This is a genomic window from Stenotrophomonas sp. STEN240, assembly GCF_056756175.1.
The window spans coordinates 18,801-40,667 of the sequence record NZ_JBRRBO010000033.1 but is presented as its reverse complement, the minus strand read 5'-3'; the positions used below and the strand labels follow the sequence as shown (position 1 = coordinate 40,667).

Sequence of the window (21,867 nt, the reverse complement as noted above, 5' to 3'; positions counted from 1 at the left end):
ACTGTCTCGCATGGTAATCAGCAGGCAAGCCCGTGGCGCTGGGCTGCATACGTATTCAATGGCGTGCAGGAGCGGCAGATAGGTCTGAAAACGCTTTCTGCGGTGGTTTTGGATGTCTGTACGGGGAGGGGCTGCGCGCACCTGCGCCGCTGCCCTCAAGCCATCATCTCCACTCGCGCGGGTAATGACGGCAGGGAAGCAAGGCCTGAAACGCCTTGCTTCCGCGCGACAGGGGCTTAATTCAGCGGTACAAACCGCACTGCAGCCCCGCCACCGGCGCCCAGCTGCAATTTGATCCGGTCGCCATTGCCCACTTCGCGCGTCTCGCGGACGAAGGCAAACGGTGCGGTTTGCCAGTTGGCGCCGTCGCCGTCGCGGTAGATTTCCGCGCGGTAGCGCTTGCCCGGGCCGAGGAAGCTCAGCGCCACCTCCAGCGCCTGCGGTGTCTCGCTGCCGACGCTGCCGACGAACCATTCCTCGCTACCGCGCGCTTTACGCGCAAACGTCACGTACTGGCCGATCTCGCCATTCAGCACATGGCTTTCTTCCCAGTCCACCGCCACATCCTTGATGAACTGGAAGGCGTCCGGGTGCTGCGCGTAATGTTCAGGCAGGTCGGCCACCATCTGCACCGGGCTGTACAGCACCACGTACAAGGCCAGCTGCTTGGCCAGGGTGCTGCGCAGAGCCAGCCCGTTGCGGCCCTTCAGGCTGACGATGCCGGGGGTGTAATCCATCGGCCCACCCAGCATGCGGGTGAACACAAGCGTGGCTTCATGGCCCGGCGGGTTGGGTGGGTTGCCCCAGGCGTTGAATTCCATGCCGCGCGCGCCTTCGCGCGATACCCAGTTGGGGTAGGTGCGGCGCAGGCCGGTGTCCTTGATCGGCTCGTGCGAGTTGATGGCGATGTGCTTGGCGGCGGCCTGCTGCAGCACGCGCAGGTTGTGGTTGCTCATCCACTGGCCTTCGTGCCATTCGCGGGTGATCGGGCCATCGGCCTGATCCTGGCGGTGGATGTCGCCGGCGTCACAGACATAGCCGGTCTTGATCACGTCCACGCCGTTGCGCGCGTACAGATCCAGCGCTGCCGGCAGCTGACGTTCGTAGTGGCTCACCGCGCACGCGGTTTCGTGGTGGCCGATCAGGTGCACGCCCTTGCCGGCGGCATAGCTGGCAAGTCCGGGCAGGTCGAAATCCGGGGTGGCGCGGGTGAAGTCGAAGGCCTCGCCGTTGGCGAACCAGTCACCGTCCCAGCCAACGTTCCAGCCTTCCACCAGCACGCCACGGAAACCATTGGCGGCGGCGAAGTCGATGTAGCGGCGGGTGTTTTCTGTGGTGGCGCCATGCTTGGGGCCGGTGGCCCAGGTTTCGGTTTCCAGGTGCAGCGACCACCACACGCCGGCATATTTGGCCGGCTTGAACCAGCTCACATCGCCAATCGCATTGGGCTCGTTGAGGTTGAGGATCAGGCTGGATTCGGCCAGATCACCGGCCTTTTCGCCGATGGTGATGGTGCGCCACGGGGTGTTGAAGGGCAGGGCGCGCACCACCGGTGCACCGCTGCTGGACGGGGTCAGCGTGGCGTGCAGGATGTCGCCGTCACCGCGGGCCAGGTTCATGCCGGCATAGTCGACCAGCGCGGCTTCATGGATGGAGATATGCAGGCCGTTGTCGCTGCGCAGGGTCAGCGGGGTCTGGGCGGTGCCAACTTCCTTCAGCGGCGTCTGGTGGTACAGGTATTCCTCGCGGTTCCATTCGAAGGCGGGGATCCACCACGCGGTAGCGGGGCGCGCCAGCGCGAATTCGGTCAGTTCGGCGTGGATCTGCGCCTGCTTCATGCCTGCCTGCTGCGGGAACTCGTAGCGGAAGCCGATGCCATCGTCGTAGACGCGGAACACCACATCAAAGCGGCGCTCGTAGTTGCGGCCCGCGCCCGGCTTCTCGGTGAAGCTGGCGCGCAGTTCGTTGTAATGGTTGCGGGTGAGGCGGCGCTCGCCCCAGGGCTGCTCCCAGGTTTCATCGAAGCTGCGCTGCGACTGCCCGGTCAGCGCGACATTGCGCTCCAGCCGGCCATCGCCCAGCAACATGCCCAGCCGCGACGGCGCAATCACCGCCTCGCCATTGCGCTCCACCCGGTACGAGGGGCGGCCTTCGTGCTGCGATTCGACGATCACCACCAGGTGTTTGTCGGGCGAGGTGACGCGCGCCAGATCGGCGGCGTGGGCCGGCAGGCAGCTGATCAACAGCAGCGCGAAGGCGGCTTTCAGCGACAGGCGGGCAGGGATGGGGCGTGTATCGGCCATGCGGGTCTCAACTCCGGGTTCTGGTCGGCGCGCCGGCCCTGCGGGGTGGCACGTGGCGCCACTATTCCCCGGCGCAGGCCGCCGTGGGCGTTATGCCGCATTGAATACGTATGCAACGGCGGTGCAGATCACAGGTGCGCCCTCTACCATGGCCGCAGCGCATCCGCGCCCAACCATCGCATCCGTGATTCCCGGAGGGGGGAAGCGCTTGATGAATAGCAAACCGCAGCTGTCGTTCTGGCAGATCTGGAACATGTGTTTCGGCTTCCTGGGTATCCAGTTCGGCTTCGCGCTGCAGAACGCCAATGCCAGCCGCATTTTTGAAACGCTGGGCGCGCCGATGGACGCGGTGCCGGGGCTGTGGATCGCCGCACCGCTAACCGGGTTGCTGGTGCAGCCGGTGATCGGCTACCTGTCCGACCGCACCTGGACGCGCTGGGGCCGGCGCAGGCCTTACTTCATGATCGGCGCGGTGCTGACCACGCTGGCGCTGCTGGTCATGCCGAATTCGCCGACGCTGTGGATCGCCGCCGGCACGCTCTGGGTGCTGGACGCATCGATCAACATCTCAATGGAACCGTTCCGCGCTTTCGTCGGTGATCAGCTTTCGCCCAGGCAGCGCCCGGCCGGGTTTTCGATGCAGAGCTTCTTCATCGGTGTAGGCGCGGTGGTGGCCAGCTTTCTGCCTTTCATCCTGGCCTACTTCGGTGTGGCCAACACCGCCGGCCCGGGTGAAGTGCCGGATACCGTGCGCTATGCGTTCTATTTCGGTGCCGTGGTGTTGCTGCTGGCGATGAGCTGGACGGTGTTCAGCACGCGCGAGTATTCACCGGCCGAGCTGGCCGGCTTTGACGACGCCGAGCCATCGCCGCTGCATGCCGCACAGCGTGTCGGTGGCCCGCCGCAGTGGCGCCAGATCGGTCTCTGGCTGGGCCTTGGCGTGGTACTGGCGGCCTTGATCGCGTGGCGGCAAGGCGACCGCATGCTCTATGTGCTGGCTGGCCTGTGTGCCAGCTACGGTCTGTTGCTGGCAGTGGCGCGGGTGCTGCCCGGCACGCATATGCTGGCCACCATCGTCGATGACCTGCGCAGCATGCCCGGCACGATGCGGCGCCTGGCCTGGGTGCAGTTCTTCTCGTGGTTCGCGCTGTTTGCGATGTGGATCTATACCACCGCAGCGGTAGCCGGCACCCATTTCGGCTCTACTGATACGCAGACCGCGGCCTACAACGAAGGCGCAAACTGGGTTGGTGTGCTGTTTGGTGCCTACAACGGTTTCGCCGCGGTGGCCGCGCTGATCATTCCACTGATGGTGCGCGCCATCGGCCTGCGCTGGAGCCATCTGATCAATCTGTGGCTGGGCGGGCTGGGGCTGATCTCGCTGATGCTGATCAAGGACCCTCAGTGGTTGCTGCTGTCGATGGTGGGCGTGGGTTTTGCCTGGGCATCGATCCTGTCCTTGCCCTATGCCCTGCTGTCGGACAGCGTGCCGGCGGCCAAGATGGGCGTGTACATGGGCATCTTCAATTTCTTCATCGTGATACCGCAGTTGGTCGCAGCCAGCGCGCTGGGCTTTGCCCTGCGCAACTGGTTGGGCGGTGACCCCATCCACGTGCTGGTGCTGGGTGGTTGCAGCCTGTTCGTGGCCGGGTTGTGTGTATTGCGGGTTCCGTCGCAACAGGAGGTGGTGTGATGCGTAGTCGTTTGGCAGCAGCGGTTGGTCTGGCCTTGGTGGCGGGTACGGCATTTGCCGGTAACCGGCCGGATTACATCGGCACCACCGAGCCGTTTGCCCGTGATGCGGTGTACTTCGTGGTCACTGACCGCTTCGTCAACGGCGACACCAGCAACGATCACCGCGACCAGGGTGGCGAGCACCCAACTTTCGATATTCCGGTGCCTTGCCCGGACAAGGTCGACGGCAACATCGGCTACCTAGGCGGCGACTTCAAGGGCGTGCTGGACAACGCCGACTACATCCGCAATCTCGGCTTTGGCGCGGTGTGGATCACGCCCATCATCGACAACCCCGACCAGGCCTTCACCGGCAGCAAGCCGATCAGCTGCACCAGTACGCTGACCGATCGTGGCAAGACCGGTTACCACGGTTACTGGGGCATCAACTTCTACAAGCTGGACGAGCACCTGCCCAGCGCCGACCTGGATTTCGCCGGGCTGACCAAGGGCTTGCACGACGCCAAGCTGAAGGTGGTGCTGGATATCGTCGGCAACCACGGCTCACCGGCCTGGACCATGCCCAAGCGCCAGCTGCAGTTCGGGCAGATTTTCGACAAGGACGGCAAGCTGATCGCCGACCACCAGAACCTGGCGCCGGACAAGCTCGACCCGAAGCACAACCCGCTGCACGCGTTCTACAACAACATCGGCCCGGTCGATGGCAGCAAGGGTTCGATCTTTGACGGCAACCTGGCCGAGCTCTCGGATTTCAACGAGCACAACCCGGCGGTGATGGATTACCTGGTTGGCGCCTACCTGCAGTGGACGGCGCAGGGCGTGGATGCTCTGCGCATCGATACCATCGGTTGGTTGCCGCATCCGTGGTGGCATGAATTCGTGCAGCGCATCCGCGCCGAGCACCCGGGCATGTTCATGTTCGGCGAAGCCTTCGACTACGACGCGGCCAAGATTGCCGAACACACCTGGCCGTCGAACGCGAACGTCAGCGTGCTCGATTTCCCGCTGCGCGGTGCCATGTCCTCGGTATTCGGCAAAGAGCAGAAGGGTTTTGAAGCACTGGCCGAGCCGCTGCATCTGAGTGGCGGCCCGTATGCGAATCCCTACGCGTTGATGAGCTTCTACGACAACCACGACATGGCGCGTCTGGATGCCAGCGACGCCGGCTTCATCGACGCGCACAACTGGTTGTTCACTGCACGCGGTATTCCGGTGCTTTATTACGGCTCGGAAACCGGCTTCATGCGCGGCCGTGCCGAGCATGCGGGCAACCGTGCGTACTTCGGTCAGCAGCGTGTGGATGCTGCAGGGCAGAGCCCGATCTTCGCGCCCCTGCAGCGCATCGCCAAGCTGCGCGAAGCGACGCCTGCGTTGCAGCGCGGCCTGCAGGTCAACGAGCGCTTGCTGGGCGATGAAGCGGTGTTCTACCGCGTGCTGCAGCAGGGCGATACCGCACAGACGGTATTGGTGCTGTTGAACAAGAGCGATGCGGCACGCACGTTCGAGGTGAGCCGTTACCTGCAGGCCGGGCAGTGGCGCGATGTGCTGGATGGCGGCAACGTAAAGGTGAAGAACGCACTGAAGGCCGAGGTGCCGGCGCATGGCGTCAAGGTGTTCGTGCTGGATGCGCAGGTGAATCAGAGCGAGCTGCAGGCGCAGCTGGATGCGGCGATGGCGGACCAGATCGCGCGGGATAAGCGATTGGCGCAGTAAAGCCTGCTTAAGCCCCTCTCCCGCGTGCGGGAGAGGGGGTGGGGTGAGGGCAGCTTCAGCTTCGCGCCAAAAGCCACCCCTCCCCAACCCTCCCCTTTGCTACGCAAAAGGGAGGGAGCCAAGCCCCCTCCCTTTGCCGCAGGCAAGGGGAGGGTTGGGGAGGGGTAGAGCTCTTGCTTCTGCTCGTGCCTCTGCATCAGCCTCTGCCTCTGCCCCAGCCCCAGCCCCAGCCCCAGCCTCCAGCTCCCGCCTTTGCGACTCCACCAGCCCCACCCGCTACAATCCGCCCCCAGGCATTCCCGGCGGCACCCCATGAACCAGCTCCCCCCGCAGACCCCCATCGAAATCCTGTTGCAGACCGCAATGGACGGCAAGCTGCCGATCCGCGCCTTCATGCAGGCCTTCGTGGCGTCCGAGGTGGTGCTGCTGACCGGCAGCCTGGTCACGCCCGACGGCAGCGGCTTTGATCCACTGCTGTTCGACAAACAGGGCGTGCTGCACGTGGCGGTGTTCACCGATATGGCGCGGGTTGGCTTTCATCAGCAACAGGCCCCGCACAACATCCGCATGCTGATGCTGGAGGTGCTGCGGCGCGTGCCGGGCGGCTACGGCGTGGTGATCAATCCCGGCACGCCGCTGGGCTTTGAAATCGCACCATCGGGCGTGGGCGAAATTCTCAAGGATTTCACCTGATAGAGCCGCTGCCCCAGCTACGCGAGCAAACGTAGCCCGGGTAAGCGCAGCGCACCCGGGGCTTGTGCCTGATCGCGCAAGTGGTTGCCGGCTTCAATTTGATCGTCCTGCTTTTCCCGGGTGTGCTTTGCTTGCCCGGGCAACAAGGCGTGCCGCATTCCCGCTTGGCTCAGCCCCGTCGCGAAGATTCGCGCACCACCAGCTTCACCGGAATGGTGAGCCCGTCCACAGCTTCACCGGCAATCAGCCCCAGCAGCTTGTCGACCAGCAGCTGGCCGGCCTGCTTGGTGTCCTGCTGCACCGTGGTCAGCGCCGGTGATACCGAGGCTGCCAGCGGAATATCATCAAAACCGGTCACCGCGATGTCCTGTGGCACCTGCAGGCCGCGTTCGCGCAGGGCGCGCAGGGCACCGATGGCGATCAGGTCGCTGGCCGCGCAGATCGCATCAAACGCCATGCCTTGGTCCAGCAGCGCCAGACAGGCGGCATGGCCGGATTCCTCGGTGGTGATGGCGTCGTGCTGCAGGCCGGCATCCGCTGCCAGTCCCCGGTCCCGCAGTGCCTGCGCGTGGCCGCGATAGCGCTCTTCGAACTCCGGGTAATGGCTTGAGGCATGGCCAAGGAAGGCGATGCGCCGGCAGCCCTGCTCAAGCAGATGCGCGGTGATGTCGTAGCCACCCTGGAAGTTGTCGCTGCCTACCGACACCCCCGGTTGGCCGGGCAGGGCGGCGCCCCAGCGCACGAAGTGGGTGCCTTGCTCGACCAGCCGCTGCAGACGCTCCACCGACTCGTGGTAATCGCCATAACCCAGCAGGATGATGCCGTCGGCCTTGTTGCTGTCCTCGAAATCGGCGTGCCAGTCGCTGGACAACTGCTGGAAGGACACCAGCAGATCGCGACCATGCAAGGCGCAGGCGCGGGTGATCGAGCCCAGCATCGAGTGGAAGAACGGGTTGATCAGCGAGTCATCGGTGGTCGGGTCCTCGAAGAACAGCAGGGCCAGGGTGCCCGAGCGCTGGCAGCGCAGGCTGGAGGCGTTCTTGTCGACCTTGTAGTTCAGCTGCCTGGCGATATCCAGGATGCGCTGGCGGGTCTCGGCGTTGACCATCGGGCTGCCGCGCAGCGCTCGCGACACGGTGGGCTGCGAAACGCCCGCCATGTGTGCGATATCCAATGAGGTGGCTTTGCCCTTGATGACCATCATGCCTGGTGATGTGAAGACGTCAGGCATCATGCCATGGGCCATGCGGGACCGGGATGGGCGGCACCGCTGGCAGGTCCCGGCCTGGCCCGGGCAGAGCGTGGGCTGGGGGCCGCTTCAGCTGCTCCGGGGCGAGCGCAAGCCTTACGTGCCAAGGCATCTGCGGATTGACTGATATCTGCCGCAGGAACGATATAATACGTGGGCTATTGCCCGCATCCGGCGGGTGGACCCCAACGGAAGAGTAGGAACCTATGGCCCGCGGCATCAATAAAGTCATCCTCGTCGGCAATCTCGGCAACGACCCGGACACCAAGTACACCCAGGCCGGCATGGCGATCACCCGCATCAGCCTGGCCACCACCAGCGTGCGCAAGGACAAGGACGGCAACCAGCAGGAGCGCACCGAATGGCACCGCGTGGTGTTCTTCGGCAAGCTCGGCGAGATCGCCGGCGAATACCTGCGCAAGGGCAGCTCGGTCTATGTCGAAGGCGAACTGCGCTACGACAAGTACACCGGCCAGGACGGTGTTGAGAAGTACACCACCGATATCGTCGCCAACGAAATGCAGATGCTCGGCGGCCGTGGTGAAGGCGGCGGTGGTGGTGGCGGCATGGGCGGCGATCGTCCGCAGCGCCAGTCGGCCCCGCGCCAGCAGCAGGGCGGCGGCCAGGGCGGTTACGGCAACCAGGATCAGGGCGGCGGCGGTGGCGGTGGCTACGGCGGCGGTCAGCGCCAGCAGCAGCGCCAGGCACCCCCGCAGCAGCAGTCGGCTCCGCCGATGGACGACTTTGCCGACGACGATATTCCGTTCTGATAATCGTCTTGCGCGTTTGTTTGCCAAAGGCCATGCACTGCATGGCCTTTTTTTATGCAATGCCCGAAGAAGACATTCGGCATTACAGGTGGCTATGACCACATGTCAATTGGATCTGGTCCGAAAATACATTTCCTTATTTGTGACCAAATCGAATCTGCGGGTTTGCTAAAATAACTGGCAGAGTTGTGCTTACAGGGGGCAGGCGCAATCAGGGCGGACGGGAGGTTTCCGGTTCTGGTTGTGCAGCCGATGTTTTTCGGAATGGTGCGCAGGCCCCAATCATTCCGCGCGGCCGCTGGCCGCAATTGCTCAAGGACGGTTGGTTCATATGCAAGGCAAAGGAATGCGGGTGCGTGGCGCGTTGATGACGCGTGCGCGGTTGTTGGTGGTTGCATGTGCAGCCGTGCTCGGAACTGGCGCCGCACAGGCGCAGACAGCAGACGTAAACGCGCAGGAACTGCTGCGGCAACAAGAGCGCGAGCGCGTCTTGCGTGAGCAGCAGGAAGCGCAGCCAGATGCGCGTCTGCAAGCCACGCCGGAAGAAAACATCGGACGCCTGCCCGTTGATGAAGCGCCTTGCTTCGTCATCAACCACATCACCCTGGACGGCGAAGAGGCTGATCGCTTCCGCTGGGCCTTGAAGGCCGCCGATCCCAAGGACGATCCTGTTACCGGTCGCTGTCTGGGTACGGCCGGCGTCGATATCGTGATGAAGCGCGTGCAGAACGCGATCATCGCCCGTGGCTATGTCACCACCCGTATCCTCGCCGCGCCGCAGGATCTGAAAAGCGGGGCCCTGCAGCTGACCGTGGTGCCGGGCCGGATCCATGCAATTCGTTTTGCCGACAGCGCGCAGTCGGCTCCTGCGTTGTGGAATGCGATGCCGGCGGCACCTGGCGACCTGTTGAACCTGCGTGACATCGAACAGGCGTTGGAGAATTTCCAGCGTGTGCCAACCGCGTCCGTGGATATCCAGATTGCTCCGCCGGCCGAAGGGGCCGATGCCAAGCCGGGTGAAAGCGATCTGCTTATCAGCTGGAAGCAGCGCTCCAAGGTCCGCGCAAACCTGACCCTGGACGATTCCGGCAGCCAGTCCACCGGCAAGCTGCAGGCCGGCGCTACTGTGTCCTTGGACAACCTGGCCGGTTTGAACGACCTGTTCTATCTCAACGCCGGCAAGTCGGTGTTCAACGGCAGTGGCCGCGACACCGAGAGCTGGGCCGCGCACTACAGCGTGCCGGTCGGCAAGTGGCTGGTGGGCGTCAACGCCAGCAAGTACGACTACAGCCAGTCCGTTGCCGGTGCCTACGAAACCTATGTGTACAGCGGCGCCAGCCGCAACGCGGAAGTGCGCCTGACCCGCATGCTGTTCCGCAACGCCAGCTTCAAGACCAGTGGCTATGCACGGGCCTGGTACCGCGATTCGAACAACTTCATCGACGACACCGAGATCGAAGTGCAGCGCCGGCGCATGGCAGGCTGGGAGTTGGGGCTGGCGCACAAGCACTTCTTCGGCAACAACACGCTGGATGCCGGGCTCGCCTACCGGCGAGGTACCGCAGCATTCGGTGCCTTGCCTGCACCGGAGGAGGCCTTCAGCGAAGGCACCGCGCGTGGCCGCATCATCACCGCTGATGCGCAGCTGATGCTGCCTTTCAAACTCGGCAAGCAGCCCGTGCGTTACACCGGCAGCTGGCGTGCGCAGTGGAACCGTTCCCTGCTGGTGCCGCAGGACCGTTTCTCCATCGGCGGCCGCTACACCGTGCGCGGTTTTGACGGCGAAATGTCCCTGAGTGGCGAACGCGGCTGGGTACTGCGCAACGAACTGGGCTTTGCGCTCGGCGGTGGGCAGGAGGCCTATCTGGGCGCGGACTACGGCCATGTCGGTGGCCCGGCCACGCGCTGGCAGATGGGTGACTACCTGGCGGGCGCGGCCGTCGGCCTGCGCGGCGGCGTTGCCCACGCGCAATGGGACGTCTTTGTCGGCAGCCCGCTGCACAAACCGGCGGGTTTCCCAACTGCATACACGACGTTCGGCTTCAGCCTGAGCGCCTCGTTCTGATATCCGGCGGTCACCTCGGCCGCCTACAAATGGAATCTGCTGCCGTTATCCGTACCGGAAAGGCAGCAGATCAAACATCCAAGCATCGAAAGGAAGCAATGCCATGAATCGTGTCTACCGTCTGGTCTATAACCGTACCCTGGGTGTGTGGCAGGTGGCGTCGGAACTGGTGAAGGCAGCGAAGGGCGGCCGCAGCAGCGGCACCGGCCTGTCCACGGCGGCATTGCATCCGATGAGCTTTGGCCTGTGGTTGTTGATGGGCTGGGTGGGGCTGGTACAGCCGGTGACCGCACAGCAGGCACCTACCGCCCAGGCCGGCCGCATCGTTGCCGATCCCGGCGCGCCGGACCGGCAGCGCCCGACGGTGGTGACCTCGGCCAACGGCACGCCGCAGGTAAATATCACTACGCCCAGTGCGGCCGGTGTGTCGCGTAATACGTATAGCCAGTTCGATGTAGGCAGCGACGGCGCCATCCTCAACAATTCGCGCGGCAACGTGCAGACCCAGCTTGGCGGCTGGGTGCAGGGTAATCCCTGGCTGGCCAAGGGCACCGCGCGGGTCATCCTCAATGAGGTCAACAGTGCCAACCCCAGCCAGTTGCGTGGCTATGTGGAAGTAGCCGGTGACCGCGCCCAGGTGGTGATCGCCAACCCAGCCGGCATTTCGGTGGACGGTGGCGGCTTCCTCAATGCCAGCCGCGTCACCCTGACTACCGGTACGGCCATCGTCAACGCCGGCGTTCTGGATGGTTATCGCGTCGATGGCGGCGCGGTGCGGATCAGCGGCGCGGGTCTGGATGCGACCGACAGCGACTACACCGACATCATCAGCCGCTCGCTGGAAGTGAATGCCGGCATCTGGGCACAGCAGTTGCACGCCAGCCTTGGCAGCAACGTGGTCAGCGCCGACCACAGCCAGGTGAACGCAAAGACCGCCAGCGGCAATGCGCCGGTGTTCGCATTGGACGTGGGCGCACTGGGCGGCATGTACGCCAACAAGATCTGGCTGGTCGGCAACGAACACGGCGTCGGCATGCGCAACGCCGGCAAGATCGGTGCGCAGGCCGGTGAGCTGGTGGTTACGGCCGAGGGCAGGCTTGAAAACAGCGGCTCATTGCAGTCACAGCAGGATACGAAGCTCTCCGCCGCCGGCGGCGTTGCCAACAGGGGCACCGTGAGTGCAGCACGCGAAGCCATCATCAGTACCGCTGCGGATCTGGACAATAGCGGCGGCACCCTCAATGCGCGACGTATCGAGGTCAATGCGGATGCCCTGCGCAATCAAGGCGGCGCCATCGAACAGGTTGGCGCACAGCAGCTCAATCTTTCGGCCGGAACCCTCAGCAATCGCAACGATGGCCGCATTGGCGTGGTGGAGGCCGCTACCTCAGGTGGCGGTACCGGCGGCAGCACGGGTGGTGGCTCCGAAGGTGGCAATGGCGGCGGCACCGTGGGCGGTGGTGGCCCAGCTCCAGGCGAAGGCGGCGGTGGTACGGGCGGCACGGTCACGCCGCCTGTTACGCCGCTGGCGGCCGGCGCACTCAACATCGGCAACACGTTGAACAATGATGGCGGCCGGATCGACGCGCTGGGCGCTGTGGACATCCGTGCGCGCGCAGGCCTGGACAATAGTGGCGGCAAACTGGGTGTAGCCACGCTGCAGCTGGAGGGCGGCGACCTGCGCAACATCGGCGGCAATCTGGCGGTACATGATGCTGACCTGCGTGCTGCCACCGTGGACAACAGCCAAGGGCAGTTGAACGTTGCCGGCAGTTTCAAACTCTCCGCCGACGCGTTGATGAATCGCGGCGGCAGCATCGCGCATGGCGGCGTTGATGCAGGCATATGGACGGTTGCCGGTGCATTGGACAACAGCGGCGGCACGCTGGCCAGCAATGCCAGCACGTTGCGCTTGAACGCCGCTTCGTTGGCCAACGAAAAGGGAACAATCAGTCACGCCGGTACGCAGGGCCTTTGGTTGACCACGGGCAATGTGGCTGGCCAGGGTGGCAGCATTGTCAGCAGTGGCATGATCACTCTCGCAGCAGGGGCGGTTGATCACCGCAATGCCACGCTCAATGCCACGCAGATTGCGCTGGACGCCGCTGCATTTGATAACCGGGCCGGTACGGTGGTTGCCACCGGCTCACAGGCCAATGTCCTGAACGTCCAGACGACGTTGGACAATAGTGAAGGCACTTTGGCGAGCAACGGTGACTTGACCATCACTGCCGCCGAGCTCGGTAACGCCGGCGGCACCGTGCAGCACGCAGGCGAGGGCACGTTGGCAATCAACGCCGTCCAACTCAGCGGGCACGGCGGTAGCCTGGTCAGCAACGGCAGCCTCAACATCGCCGGGCAAACCACGGATCTGCGCGATGGCAACACTTCCGCGCAGCGCATCGCCATCAAGACCGGAGAGCTGATCACCGCCGGCGGCCAGATGGCTGCCACCAGCACCGATGCCCTGAACCTGCAGGTGCAGAACCGCTTGGACAATACCGGCGGCACCATCGGCAGCAATGGCGCGGTTGCGCTGAGTGCAGCCAATTTCATCAACAACCAAGGCAAGCTGATTGCTGCCGGCAATGCCGCATCAAGCATCCGTATCGCGCAATCGCTGGAGAACCGCGGCGGTACGGTGTCCAGCAACGGCGCATTGCAGATTGACGCGGGCCAGCTGCACAACGTGGGTGGCTCGGTGGTGGTTGCCGAAGGCGCCGACCTACGGGTGAAGGTGGATGCGCTGCTGGACAATAGCGGCGGCGGGCGACTGGCAGCCGGGGGTGACATGCGTTTGGAGGCTGCCCGCCTGGACAACCGCAGCGGCTCGATCGAGCACGCCGGTGAGGGAGAGCTCCGCGTTGAGGTTGCCGAGCTGTTGGGCGCTGGTGGAAGCATTGTCGGCAATGGCAGCCTGACATTGGAAGGCGATGCGGTCGATCTGCAGGGCGCCACCACGCAAGCGCGGAAGCTGAAGCTCAAGGCGAACGCACTCACCACCGCTGACGGCACCTTGGTGTCCACCGGTAGTGACGCGCTGCAGCTGCAGGTGCGCGATGGCTTGAACAATGACGGCGGCGTTATTGCAGCCAACGGTGGCCTGGAGCTCAGCGCAGGCGCGCTGTCCAATCGCGAAGGAAAGCTGAGTTCAGCGGGTACATCGGCGAGCAATATTGAGGTGGCAGGTCAACTCGACAACACCTCGGGCAACATCTCCAGTAACGCCGATATGCTGGACCTGAGCGCAGGCAGTCTGGTGAACACGCAAGGTGTGATCAGTCATGCAGGTGCCCAAGGTTTGCAGCTGAGCACCGGCAGGCTGGACGGCCAGAAGGGAACCATTGCCACGGGTGGCGCGCTCACGCTCACCGCCGGTGTGGTGGACCATCGCGCCGCAACGCTGAACGCCAATCAGCTCACGTTGAATGCAGTGGATTTCGACAACCGCGGTGGCACGGTGGTCATGACCGGCGACCAGTCCAATACGCTGGATGTGCAGGGCGTACTGGACAATGGCGATGGCGGCACGCTTGCCAGCAACAGCGACTTGACGATTCGTGCAGCAAGTTTCGGCAATGCGGCAGGTACCGTGCAGCACGCCGGCACCGGCACGCTGGCCATTACTGCCGCCACGCTCGCCGGCCAGGCCGGCAGCCTGCTCAGCAATGGCAGCCTGAACATCAGCGGGCAGGTGACGGACCTGCGTGATGGCACGACTTCGGCGCAGCGTATCAATGTGCAGACCGGTGATCTGACCACGGCGGGTGGGCAGCTGGTGTCAACCGGTGCCGATGCGCTGCTGCTGCAGGTCCGCAACCGGTTGGACAACAGCGGTGGCAGCATTGGCAGCAACGGCGCGGTTGATCTGCGCGCGGCAACATTCCTGAACAACCAAGGCAAGTTGCAGGGTGCTGGTGCGGCGGCAAGCGCTATTGCGGTTGCCGGTGCAATGGAGAACCGCGGCGGCATCGTGGTGACGGCAGGGGACGCCGATGTGCATGCGGCAAGCCTGGATAACCGAGGCGGCAGCCTGCATGTGGCAGGTACCTCCACGCTCGAACTGACAGTTGATGGCTTGCTGGACAACCGCGAAAAAGGCATGGTCTCCAGCGGCGGCGATGCAGTGGTGGCAGCCGGCGGATTGAACAACAATCAAGGCACCGTAGCCGCAGGCCAAGCGTTGGCGCTCACCGTACAGACGGGGATCGACAACAGTGGCGGCATTGTTCAGGCGGGTACGGACTTGCAGCTGACCAGCAGTGGCCTCAGCAATGCGGGCGGTACGGTACTGGGCGGCAAGGCCGCCATCGACACCCGTGGGCAACTGCTCGACAACAACGGCGGCACGATAGCCAGCCTGGAAGCTGGGCTCACCATCAACAGCGGAATGCTGCAGAACAATGCTGGCTTGATTCAATCCGCGGCGGCGCTGGTTGTGGATACAGCAGGCAACGCCTTGCTCAACCTCAACTCCGGCAGTGCTGGCATCGTGAGTGCCGGCACCCTGGATATCCGCAGCGGTGCCTTGGACAACCGCAACGGTGTCGTGTTCGCGCAAGCCAATGCACAGCTGGATGCGAGCAGCATCGACAACAGCCAGGGCGGCTCCTTGGTGAGTGCGGCGGATTTGGCCGTGCGCACGCAATCGCTGGCAAACGCCGGCGGTGTGGCCAAGGCGGGCAACAATGCCACCCTCAATGTGCAGAACACGCTGGACAACCAAGCGGGCCTGGTTGCCGCCAACGGTACGCTGGTACTAAACGCTGGCAGCGTAGATAACCGAAGCACCGCTGTAGCGGACCAGGCCCTCGGCCTGCAGGCGGGCACGATGCAGCTGACGACGCAGTCGCTGGACAATCGTCAGGGCCAGGTCATTGCCGATGGCAACGCAACGCTGACACTCACGGCGGGTCTGAACAACGCTGGCGGCCAGGTATCTACCGGCAACCGCCTGGATATCAGTGCAGATACCGTGCTCAATACCGCCGGCACGCTGGTATCGGGCGGCGATCAAAGCTTGGCCGCTCGCAATCTCAGTGGCGATGGCAAGGTGTTGGCACAAGGCGACGCGACCCTTGTGCTGGGCGAGAGCTTCACCAATACCGGGGAGCTGGTGGCAAATGGCGCGCTCAGCCTCACCACTGCGGGGGATGTGAACAACCACGGCAAAATCCAGGGCGGCGCGGTGGCAGTGCGCGCAGCCAACATCAGCAATGCCGTCGAAGGTGAGATCAGCAGCCTTGGGCTGACCCAGCTGTCGGCCGATGGCAAGGTGGTCAACCGTGGCCTGATTGATGGTGGAACCACGCACATTGTGGTGGATACGCTGGAGAACACCGGTAGCGGCCGAATCTACGGCGACCACGTTGCCATCCAGGCCAGGGAGCTGCTCAACCGCGCCGAGACCCTGGCGGGCGTGGCGACATCGGCAACCATCGCTGCGCGTGACCGGCTCGATCTTGGCGCCGGTCATCTGATCAACAGCGACCAAAGCCTGATTTACAGCGGAGGTGATGCTGCCATCGGCCAGGTGCTGGATGTAAACCGGCTGGCGACAGGAACCGCCCAGCAGGTAGACAACATCAGCTCCATCATCGAGGTGGGCGGTAACCTGGATATCAACGCGCTGGCGGTCAACAACATCCGCCAGAACGTCGTCGTGGAGCAGGTGAAGACGGTCAATGCTCCTGTGCGCCTGGATCAGCCAAGCTGGTTCAAGAACGGCAGCAACGGCAACTCCGACTACAAGACCACCAGCAACTACGTCGCGCACGAGATCTACTATCTAAGCCCCGACGATATTCTGGAAGACACCCCTTACATCACCCCGGACGGCTATGTCGTGCGCCGCGCAGTGCTGCGCGTGAATGCGCAGACAACTGCCTATCTGTTTGGCCGTGGCGGCTTGTACGGTGCCAGAGGCGGGCGGTCGCGCTTGGTGATGAGCGATGGCACGGTGACGATTTATTACACCGGCCGACAGGATGGCCAAGCCAATCCCGACCTTGTGACCACAGGTGCGGATGATCCCTTCCGCGAACTCATTCCCTCCGAGCCGGGGGCGCCTGCATTCAGGTACGAAGAGGACAACCTCACCTATTCCAGCAACTACGGCACGTGTACCACCAACTGTGTCCAGCTGACTGCGCTGTACCAGTACACCGACCCTGATCACATGCTGATCGAGATGCGGCGTGATCCAAACAATACCTCTGGCAACGAGCAGTACCGTATTGCCACCCACAGCATTGTTGAAGATGTGGTGAGTTCAGCCGGGGCCGATGCGACCATCAATGCCGGCGGCAATATGCGCATCGATACCGATGCGTTGTTGAACCAGTATGGCCGCATTGCGGCGGGCGGGAATCTCGATATCGTGGGTATCAACCGCGATACCGCCAGCGTGCAGAACATAGGCTTGTCGCTCTACCGCACGCATTCGTTCAACAACACGTCCTACACCTATCGGGGCGCTTCCAGTTCCTGGAAAAACTCCGATATCTCCGAGAAGGTGGGGGAACTTGGCGGCGTACTTTCTGCGGGTGGCACGCTCAGCGTGGACGTTGGTGACCTGAGCAACCTCAACAATGGCCGCGATGCGCCAAATGTCCAGGATGGCGCTGGGCTTGCCAATTTGAATGCCCAAGGGCCGGGTGCGGGCGCAGTGGGACCGGGCGCTGGCCAGGTGCAGGGGCCTGGCGTCGTGAAGGGGCAGGTTGTCGCGGACGCGAATGCCAACGGCCCGGATGCCGCACAAGCCGGCAACGCCAGCACAGTCAATACACAGGGCACAACCGGCCTGGGCGGCACCACCGCGGTGCGCGCCATCGGCGATGGCGCCGATACCATCGTGACTACCGCCATCGATGGCAAGGCACCCACCGGAAGCCTGTTCAAGGTGGACGCCAATCGCGGCCAGCACCTGGTGGAAACCGATCCGCGTTTTGCGGATTACCGCAACTGGCTGAGCTCTGACCACCTGCTCGCGCAGATGGGCTTTGACCCGGTCACCACGCAGAAGCGCCTGGGCGATGGCTTCTACGAGCAGAAGCTGGTGCGTGAGCAGATTGGCGAACTCACCGGTCGTCGTTTCCTTGATGGCTATGCCAGTGATGAGGATCAGTACCGTGCCCTGCTGGAAGCCGGGGCTACCGTCGCCAGCGGCTGGGGCCTGCGCCCGGGCATCGCGCTGACCGCCGAGCAGATGGCGCAGTTGACCAGCGACATCGTCTGGCTGGTTGAGCAGACCATCACCCTCGCCGATGGCTCAACCACCACCGCGCTGGTGCCGCAGGTTTATCTGCGCGTGCAGCCGGGTGACCTCGCCAACAACGGTGCGCTGCTGGCTGGTGCCAACGTTGACCTGAAGCTGCGCGGCGACTTCGTCAATGAAGGCGATGTGGCTGGTCGAAAGCTGGTGTCCATCGACGCAGGCAACATCCGCAATCTTGCTGGTGCCAATATCAGTGGCCAGCAGGTAGGGCTGCAGGCCAAGCAGAACATCGACATCATCGGCAGCAAGGTGACCGCTACCGATGCACTCAGCGTCAAGGCGGGTGGCGATATCACTGTTGCCAGCACCACACGCAGCTGGGAGAGCGGTGGCACTCACGCGCAAAGCAGCACCAGCATCGACCGCGTAGCCGGGCTGTACGTCACCAGTCCCAGCGGTATCGGTGCACTCACCGTCAATGCCGGGGGCGATGTCACCCTGACCGGTGCCCAGGTGGTAAACGCCGGCACGAACGGCGCAACCGTGCTGGCGGCCGGTGGCAACCTCAACCTGGACACCATCGCGCAGAAACAAAGCCTGGATTTCACCGCCGACAGCCGCAACTACCTGCGCACCAGCCAAACCACGCATGTTGGCAGCACCGTAAGCGGCGCCGGCAACGTGGTGTTGCAGGCCGGCAACGACGTCAACCTGACCGCCGCAAACGTCAGCGCCGGCAATGCGATGGCTGTGCAGGCCGGGCGGGATATCAACAGCAGCGTTGCTGTGGATGTCAGCACCTTCGACACCGGATATGCAGGCAAGAAGTCCTCGCGTGCGGTATCAGCCAGTGACGAAACCGTGCAGGGTACGCAGATTACTGCTGGCGGTGACATTGCGATGCAGGCAGGGCGCGACGTCACGCTGCAGGCAACAACCGTTGCCAGCGATGACGGAGGCATCGGTGTTTCTGCTGGCCGCGACGTCAACCTGACTGCGGCGCAGGAAGAGCACGACCTGACCATCGACGAGCAGCGCAAGAAGAAGGGCTTCCTCAAGACCAAGACCACCACCACTCACGATGAGTGGCATGACAGCATTGCAGTTACCACCACGTTGAGCGGTGAGACCGTCACCGTGGCAGCCGGCCGTGACCTGACCTCGCAGGGGGCGCAGATTGCGGGTACGGGGGATGTGGTGCTGGCAGCAGGGCGTGACCTTACGCTCGGTACGGCAGAAAGCACCTCAACCGAGGTGCACGACAAGACCGTGACCAAGTCTGGTCTGTTTGGTAGCGGGGGCATCGGTTTCACTGTAGGTAAGCAGCGCACCGATAGGCTGATACCACCGGGGTAAGCCACACAGGCAGCACGGTAGGCAGCCTGGGCGGCGACGTGACTCTGTTGGCAGGTAATGCACTGAAGATTGAAGGCAGCGATGTGATCGCCCTGCAGGGGGATATCACCGGCAAGGCCAAGTCCATCTCCATCACCGAGGTGCACGACACAACTACGGCGGAGCAACAGACCCGATTCAAGCAGGCGGGTTTGACGGTTGCAGTCAGTGCGCCGGCCCTGAGCTTGCTGGAAACGGCCAATGACCTGAACAAAGCCGCGAAGCAATCCGGCGGTGACGGCCGTATGCAGGCACTGGCAGCGGGGACAGCGGCGCTCAACGCCTACAACTCGGCCGGTGCCATGGGGCAGCTTGCGGATGGTCTTGCCAGCGGCAACCCGGCAGACATGGCCAAGGGGGCGAACGTCAGCATCTCGGCCACCATTGGTGCCAGCAAGAGCTCAAGCCAGAGCACGCAGAGCAGTAGCCAAGCCAAGGGCTCCAGCCTGCAGGCAGGTGGTGATGTCAGCTTGATCGCAACCGGCGGTGGCGAAGACAGCAATATCCTGATTCGCGGGAGCGACATTACCGCCGGCAAGGATGTGCTGCTTGCTGCTGACAACAACATCACGCTTGAAGCAGCCCAGAACACCGCCGAACAACACAGCAGCAGCAAGAGCAGTAGCTGGGCGCTGGGCGTGGCTGCCAGCTATGGTAGCGATGGTGGCGCCATAGGCGTAACCGCAAGTGCCAGTGCATCGCGAGGCAATGCCGATGGTAAGGATGTCACCCAGCGCAACACGCATGTAAGCGCTGGCAATACCGCCACTGTTATCAGCGGCGGTGACACCACGTTGAAGGGCGCACAGCTGTCGGCAGATAGAGTGGTGGCCAATGTCGGCGGTGATCTGAACATCGAGAGCCTGCAGGACACCAGTACCTATGACAGCAAGAACAAGAGCATGGGCGCCAGCGTTACCGTCGGTGCAGGGTTCAGCGGCAGTGCCAGCTATAGCAGCAGCAAGGTCGATGGCGACTACGCCAGCGTTACCGAGCAGAGCGGCATCCAGACCGGCGCAGGCGGTTTCGATATCACTGTTGCGGGCAATACCGATTTGAAGGGTGCGGTGATTGCCAGTTCGCAGGAAGCAATCGATGCGGGTTTGAATCGGCTGCAGACCGGCACGCTGACGTCCTCGGATATCGAGAACCACAGCCAGTACAGCGCCAAGAGCGTCAGCCTTTCAGGCGGCTACAGCGTTGCTGGCGAAGGTGGTGGAGCCGAGAGCAGCCCGAGCACCACCAACAACGGCAGCAACTGGTCGTGGCAGAACTACAACACAGGCGCGCAAGGCGCAGCCGCCGGTTACGGCAGTGAGAAAGGAAAGGAGAGCTCGACCACCGCCAGTGGTATCAGTGGCGGGACGGTAGTCATCACAGATCAGGCGGGCCAGCAGGCACTGACCAGCAAGACCGCAGAAGAAGCGCTTGCCGCGTTGAACCGTGAAGTGCTCACCGGTGATGATGCCAATGGCCTAGCCAAGGCCTGGGACGGTCAGAAGCTGCAGCAGCAGGTGGAAGCGCAGGCGCAGATCACGGCGATGTTCGGGCAGCAGGCTAGTAAGGCGGTTGGCGACTATGCACAGAAGCAGATGGAGCTTGCTGCGGAGAAGCGCCAGGAGGCCGCAACGGCGACTGATCCCGCTGAGAGGGACGCGTTGAACGCTTTGGCCGATCAACTGAATAGTCAGTGGGGCGAAAGCGGAAGTTTGCGCGTGCTCGCACATACCGTGATTGGCGGTCTCACCGGTGGTGTTGGTGGTGCGGCAGGTGCAGCCGCTGGTACGTTGACCGCGCCCAAGGTAGCCGAGGTATTACGCGAAGCAGGGGTGACCGGGCCGTTGGCTGATGTGCTGACAGGGGTAGCTTCAACAGCAGCTGGTGCTGCTGCTGGGGGCGTAACAGGAGCTGCCGCAGGTATTAATGAGGTTTCCAACAACTACTTGAAGCATCAGCAGATTGCGGACCTGCAGTCGGAGCTTGGAAGATGCAATTTTGACGAGAATTGCCTGGATCGTGTAAGTAAAAAATATTTGGACATATCGAGGAGCAATGATGTTGAACTGGCATATTCATGCGCGCAGAGTCCGACTGGCAGTGCTTGTCAGGATGGCATTAGGGAGGCGATGAACTATGTGGGTGATAAATCTTGGAAGTCGTACACCTCCATGCCACTAGGCATAGATAGGGAGGTGGCCCTCCAGAGCATTTATCAGTTGAACGGTGATGTTGATAGCTCGCGAAAGCTGGTTTTGGATCTCGTATTCGGCGATAGTCAGATCTATGGGGCTATAAATGATATTGATGCAAGATCGGATTTTTTTGGTGCCATGTATTCGCATACCAATGCGGTTTGGTTTGAGGCCGCTGAAAGTCAGTCGAGAAATAACCTGAGCGGGGCAAAGTTCGATGCCGCTATGATGGTTAATCGGTGGTTAGGTGCAGGTGAGGTGATGGGGGAGTGGAGATCCGCCGCGGGCAATAGGATTATGGAAAGCGGTTTAGCTAATTTTAGAGATATTTACTATGATTCGACCCTGAGTCCGATTGGATGGAGTATTAAGCAGCTAGTGAATGAGCAGAGGGATGCTCTGCTGCAGGGGATTCACGAAAAATTTGTTCCAAAAATGGCTGTTGGGACCAAGCTTGGTATGGAGGTTGTCGGTGGGGTTAAAGATGTGTTGAGTCCCGATGAGCGCGTAAAGACCGGGTGCAGAAATATGGGGATGGAGGATTCTTGTGATAAGTAACTTGTATTCTTATATTGG

Annotated in this window: 9 protein-coding genes; 7 read left to right on the top strand and 2 right to left on the bottom strand. The window is 62.9% G+C overall.

Going from position 1 to position 21,867, the window contains the following annotated elements:
* Nucleotides 1–236: 236 nt before the first annotated feature.
* Nucleotides 237–2,303 carry a glycoside hydrolase family 97 protein gene (locus ACVOKO_RS13895; RefSeq protein ID WP_346499493.1) on the bottom strand — a complete coding sequence of 689 codons (2,067 nt, stop codon included), beginning with the start codon at nucleotides 2,301–2,303 and terminating at the stop codon, nucleotides 237–239.
* Nucleotides 2,304–2,514: 211 nt separating this feature from the next.
* Between ACVOKO_RS13895 and ACVOKO_RS13890 the strand changes: the two genes are divergently transcribed.
* The 3 genes from ACVOKO_RS13890 to ACVOKO_RS13880 all read left to right on the top strand — a co-directional run bounded on the left by ACVOKO_RS13890 (nucleotide 2,515) and on the right by ACVOKO_RS13880 (nucleotide 6,404).
* Entirely contained in the window at nucleotides 2,515–3,996 is a 1,482-nt protein-coding gene (locus ACVOKO_RS13890) for an MFS transporter (RefSeq protein WP_346499492.1), read from the top strand.
* Nucleotides 3,996–5,711 (top strand): alpha-amylase family glycosyl hydrolase, encoded by a 1,716-nt coding sequence (locus tag ACVOKO_RS13885; RefSeq protein ID WP_346499491.1) that lies wholly within the window; start codon nucleotides 3,996–3,998, stop codon nucleotides 5,709–5,711. Before ACVOKO_RS13890 ends, ACVOKO_RS13885 begins: the two co-directional genes overlap by 1 nt.
* 312 nt (nucleotides 5,712–6,023) lie before the next feature.
* Nucleotides 6,024–6,404, top strand: a complete 381-nt coding sequence (locus tag ACVOKO_RS13880; protein WP_346499490.1) for an SseB family protein — start codon at nucleotides 6,024–6,026, stop codon at nucleotides 6,402–6,404.
* Nucleotides 6,405–6,573: 169 nt separating this feature from the next.
* Here the strand turns inward: ACVOKO_RS13880 and ACVOKO_RS13875 are convergent, their stop codons facing one another.
* Nucleotides 6,574–7,605 (bottom strand): LacI family DNA-binding transcriptional regulator, encoded by a 1,032-nt coding sequence (locus tag ACVOKO_RS13875; RefSeq protein WP_346499499.1) that lies wholly within the window; start codon nucleotides 7,603–7,605, stop codon nucleotides 6,574–6,576.
* Nucleotides 7,606–7,859: 254 nt separating this feature from the next.
* Here ACVOKO_RS13875 and ACVOKO_RS13870 point away from each other — a divergent pair, with 254 nt between their 5' ends.
* The 4 genes from ACVOKO_RS13870 (at nucleotide 7,860) to ACVOKO_RS13855 (ending at nucleotide 21,849) form a co-directional block, all read left to right on the top strand.
* Nucleotides 7,860–8,423: a single-stranded DNA-binding protein gene (locus ACVOKO_RS13870; RefSeq protein ID WP_346499489.1), complete on the top strand. Its 564-nt coding sequence runs from the start codon at nucleotides 7,860–7,862 to the stop codon at nucleotides 8,421–8,423.
* 331 nt (nucleotides 8,424–8,754) lie between these two features.
* Nucleotides 8,755–10,488 carry a ShlB/FhaC/HecB family hemolysin secretion/activation protein gene (locus ACVOKO_RS13865; RefSeq protein ID WP_346499488.1) on the top strand — a complete coding sequence of 578 codons (1,734 nt, stop codon included), beginning with the start codon at nucleotides 8,755–8,757 and terminating at the stop codon, nucleotides 10,486–10,488.
* A gap of 103 nt (nucleotides 10,489–10,591) precedes the next feature.
* A complete protein-coding gene (locus tag ACVOKO_RS13860; RefSeq protein ID WP_346499487.1) occupies nucleotides 10,592–19,060 on the top strand; it encodes a two-partner secretion domain-containing protein in 8,469 nt (2,822 codons plus the stop codon).
* A gap of 38 nt (nucleotides 19,061–19,098) precedes the next feature.
* A complete protein-coding gene (locus ACVOKO_RS13855; protein ID WP_346499486.1) occupies nucleotides 19,099–21,849 on the top strand; it encodes a hemagglutinin repeat-containing protein in 2,751 nt (916 codons plus the stop codon).
* Nucleotides 21,850–21,867 lie beyond the last annotated feature (18 nt).

Bases quoted from the DNA above. Each gene is read 5' to 3' on its own strand.
- ACVOKO_RS13895 (WP_346499493.1), bottom strand. From the start codon at position 2,303: ATGGCCGATACACGCCCCATCCCTGCCCGCCTGTCGCTGAAAGCCGCC.
- ACVOKO_RS13890 (WP_346499492.1), top strand. From the start codon at position 2,515: ATGAATAGCAAACCGCAGCTGTCGTTCTGGCAGATCTGGAACATGTGT.
- ACVOKO_RS13885 (WP_346499491.1), top strand. From the start codon at position 3,996: ATGCGTAGTCGTTTGGCAGCAGCGGTTGGTCTGGCCTTGGTGGCGGGT.
- ACVOKO_RS13880 (WP_346499490.1), top strand. From the start codon at position 6,024: ATGAACCAGCTCCCCCCGCAGACCCCCATCGAAATCCTGTTGCAGACC.
- ACVOKO_RS13875 (WP_346499499.1), bottom strand. From the start codon at position 7,605: ATGGTCATCAAGGGCAAAGCCACCTCATTGGATATCGCACACATGGCG.
- ACVOKO_RS13870 (WP_346499489.1), top strand. From the start codon at position 7,860: ATGGCCCGCGGCATCAATAAAGTCATCCTCGTCGGCAATCTCGGCAAC.
- ACVOKO_RS13865 (WP_346499488.1), top strand. From the start codon at position 8,755: ATGCAAGGCAAAGGAATGCGGGTGCGTGGCGCGTTGATGACGCGTGCG.
- ACVOKO_RS13860 (WP_346499487.1), top strand. From the start codon at position 10,592: ATGAATCGTGTCTACCGTCTGGTCTATAACCGTACCCTGGGTGTGTGG.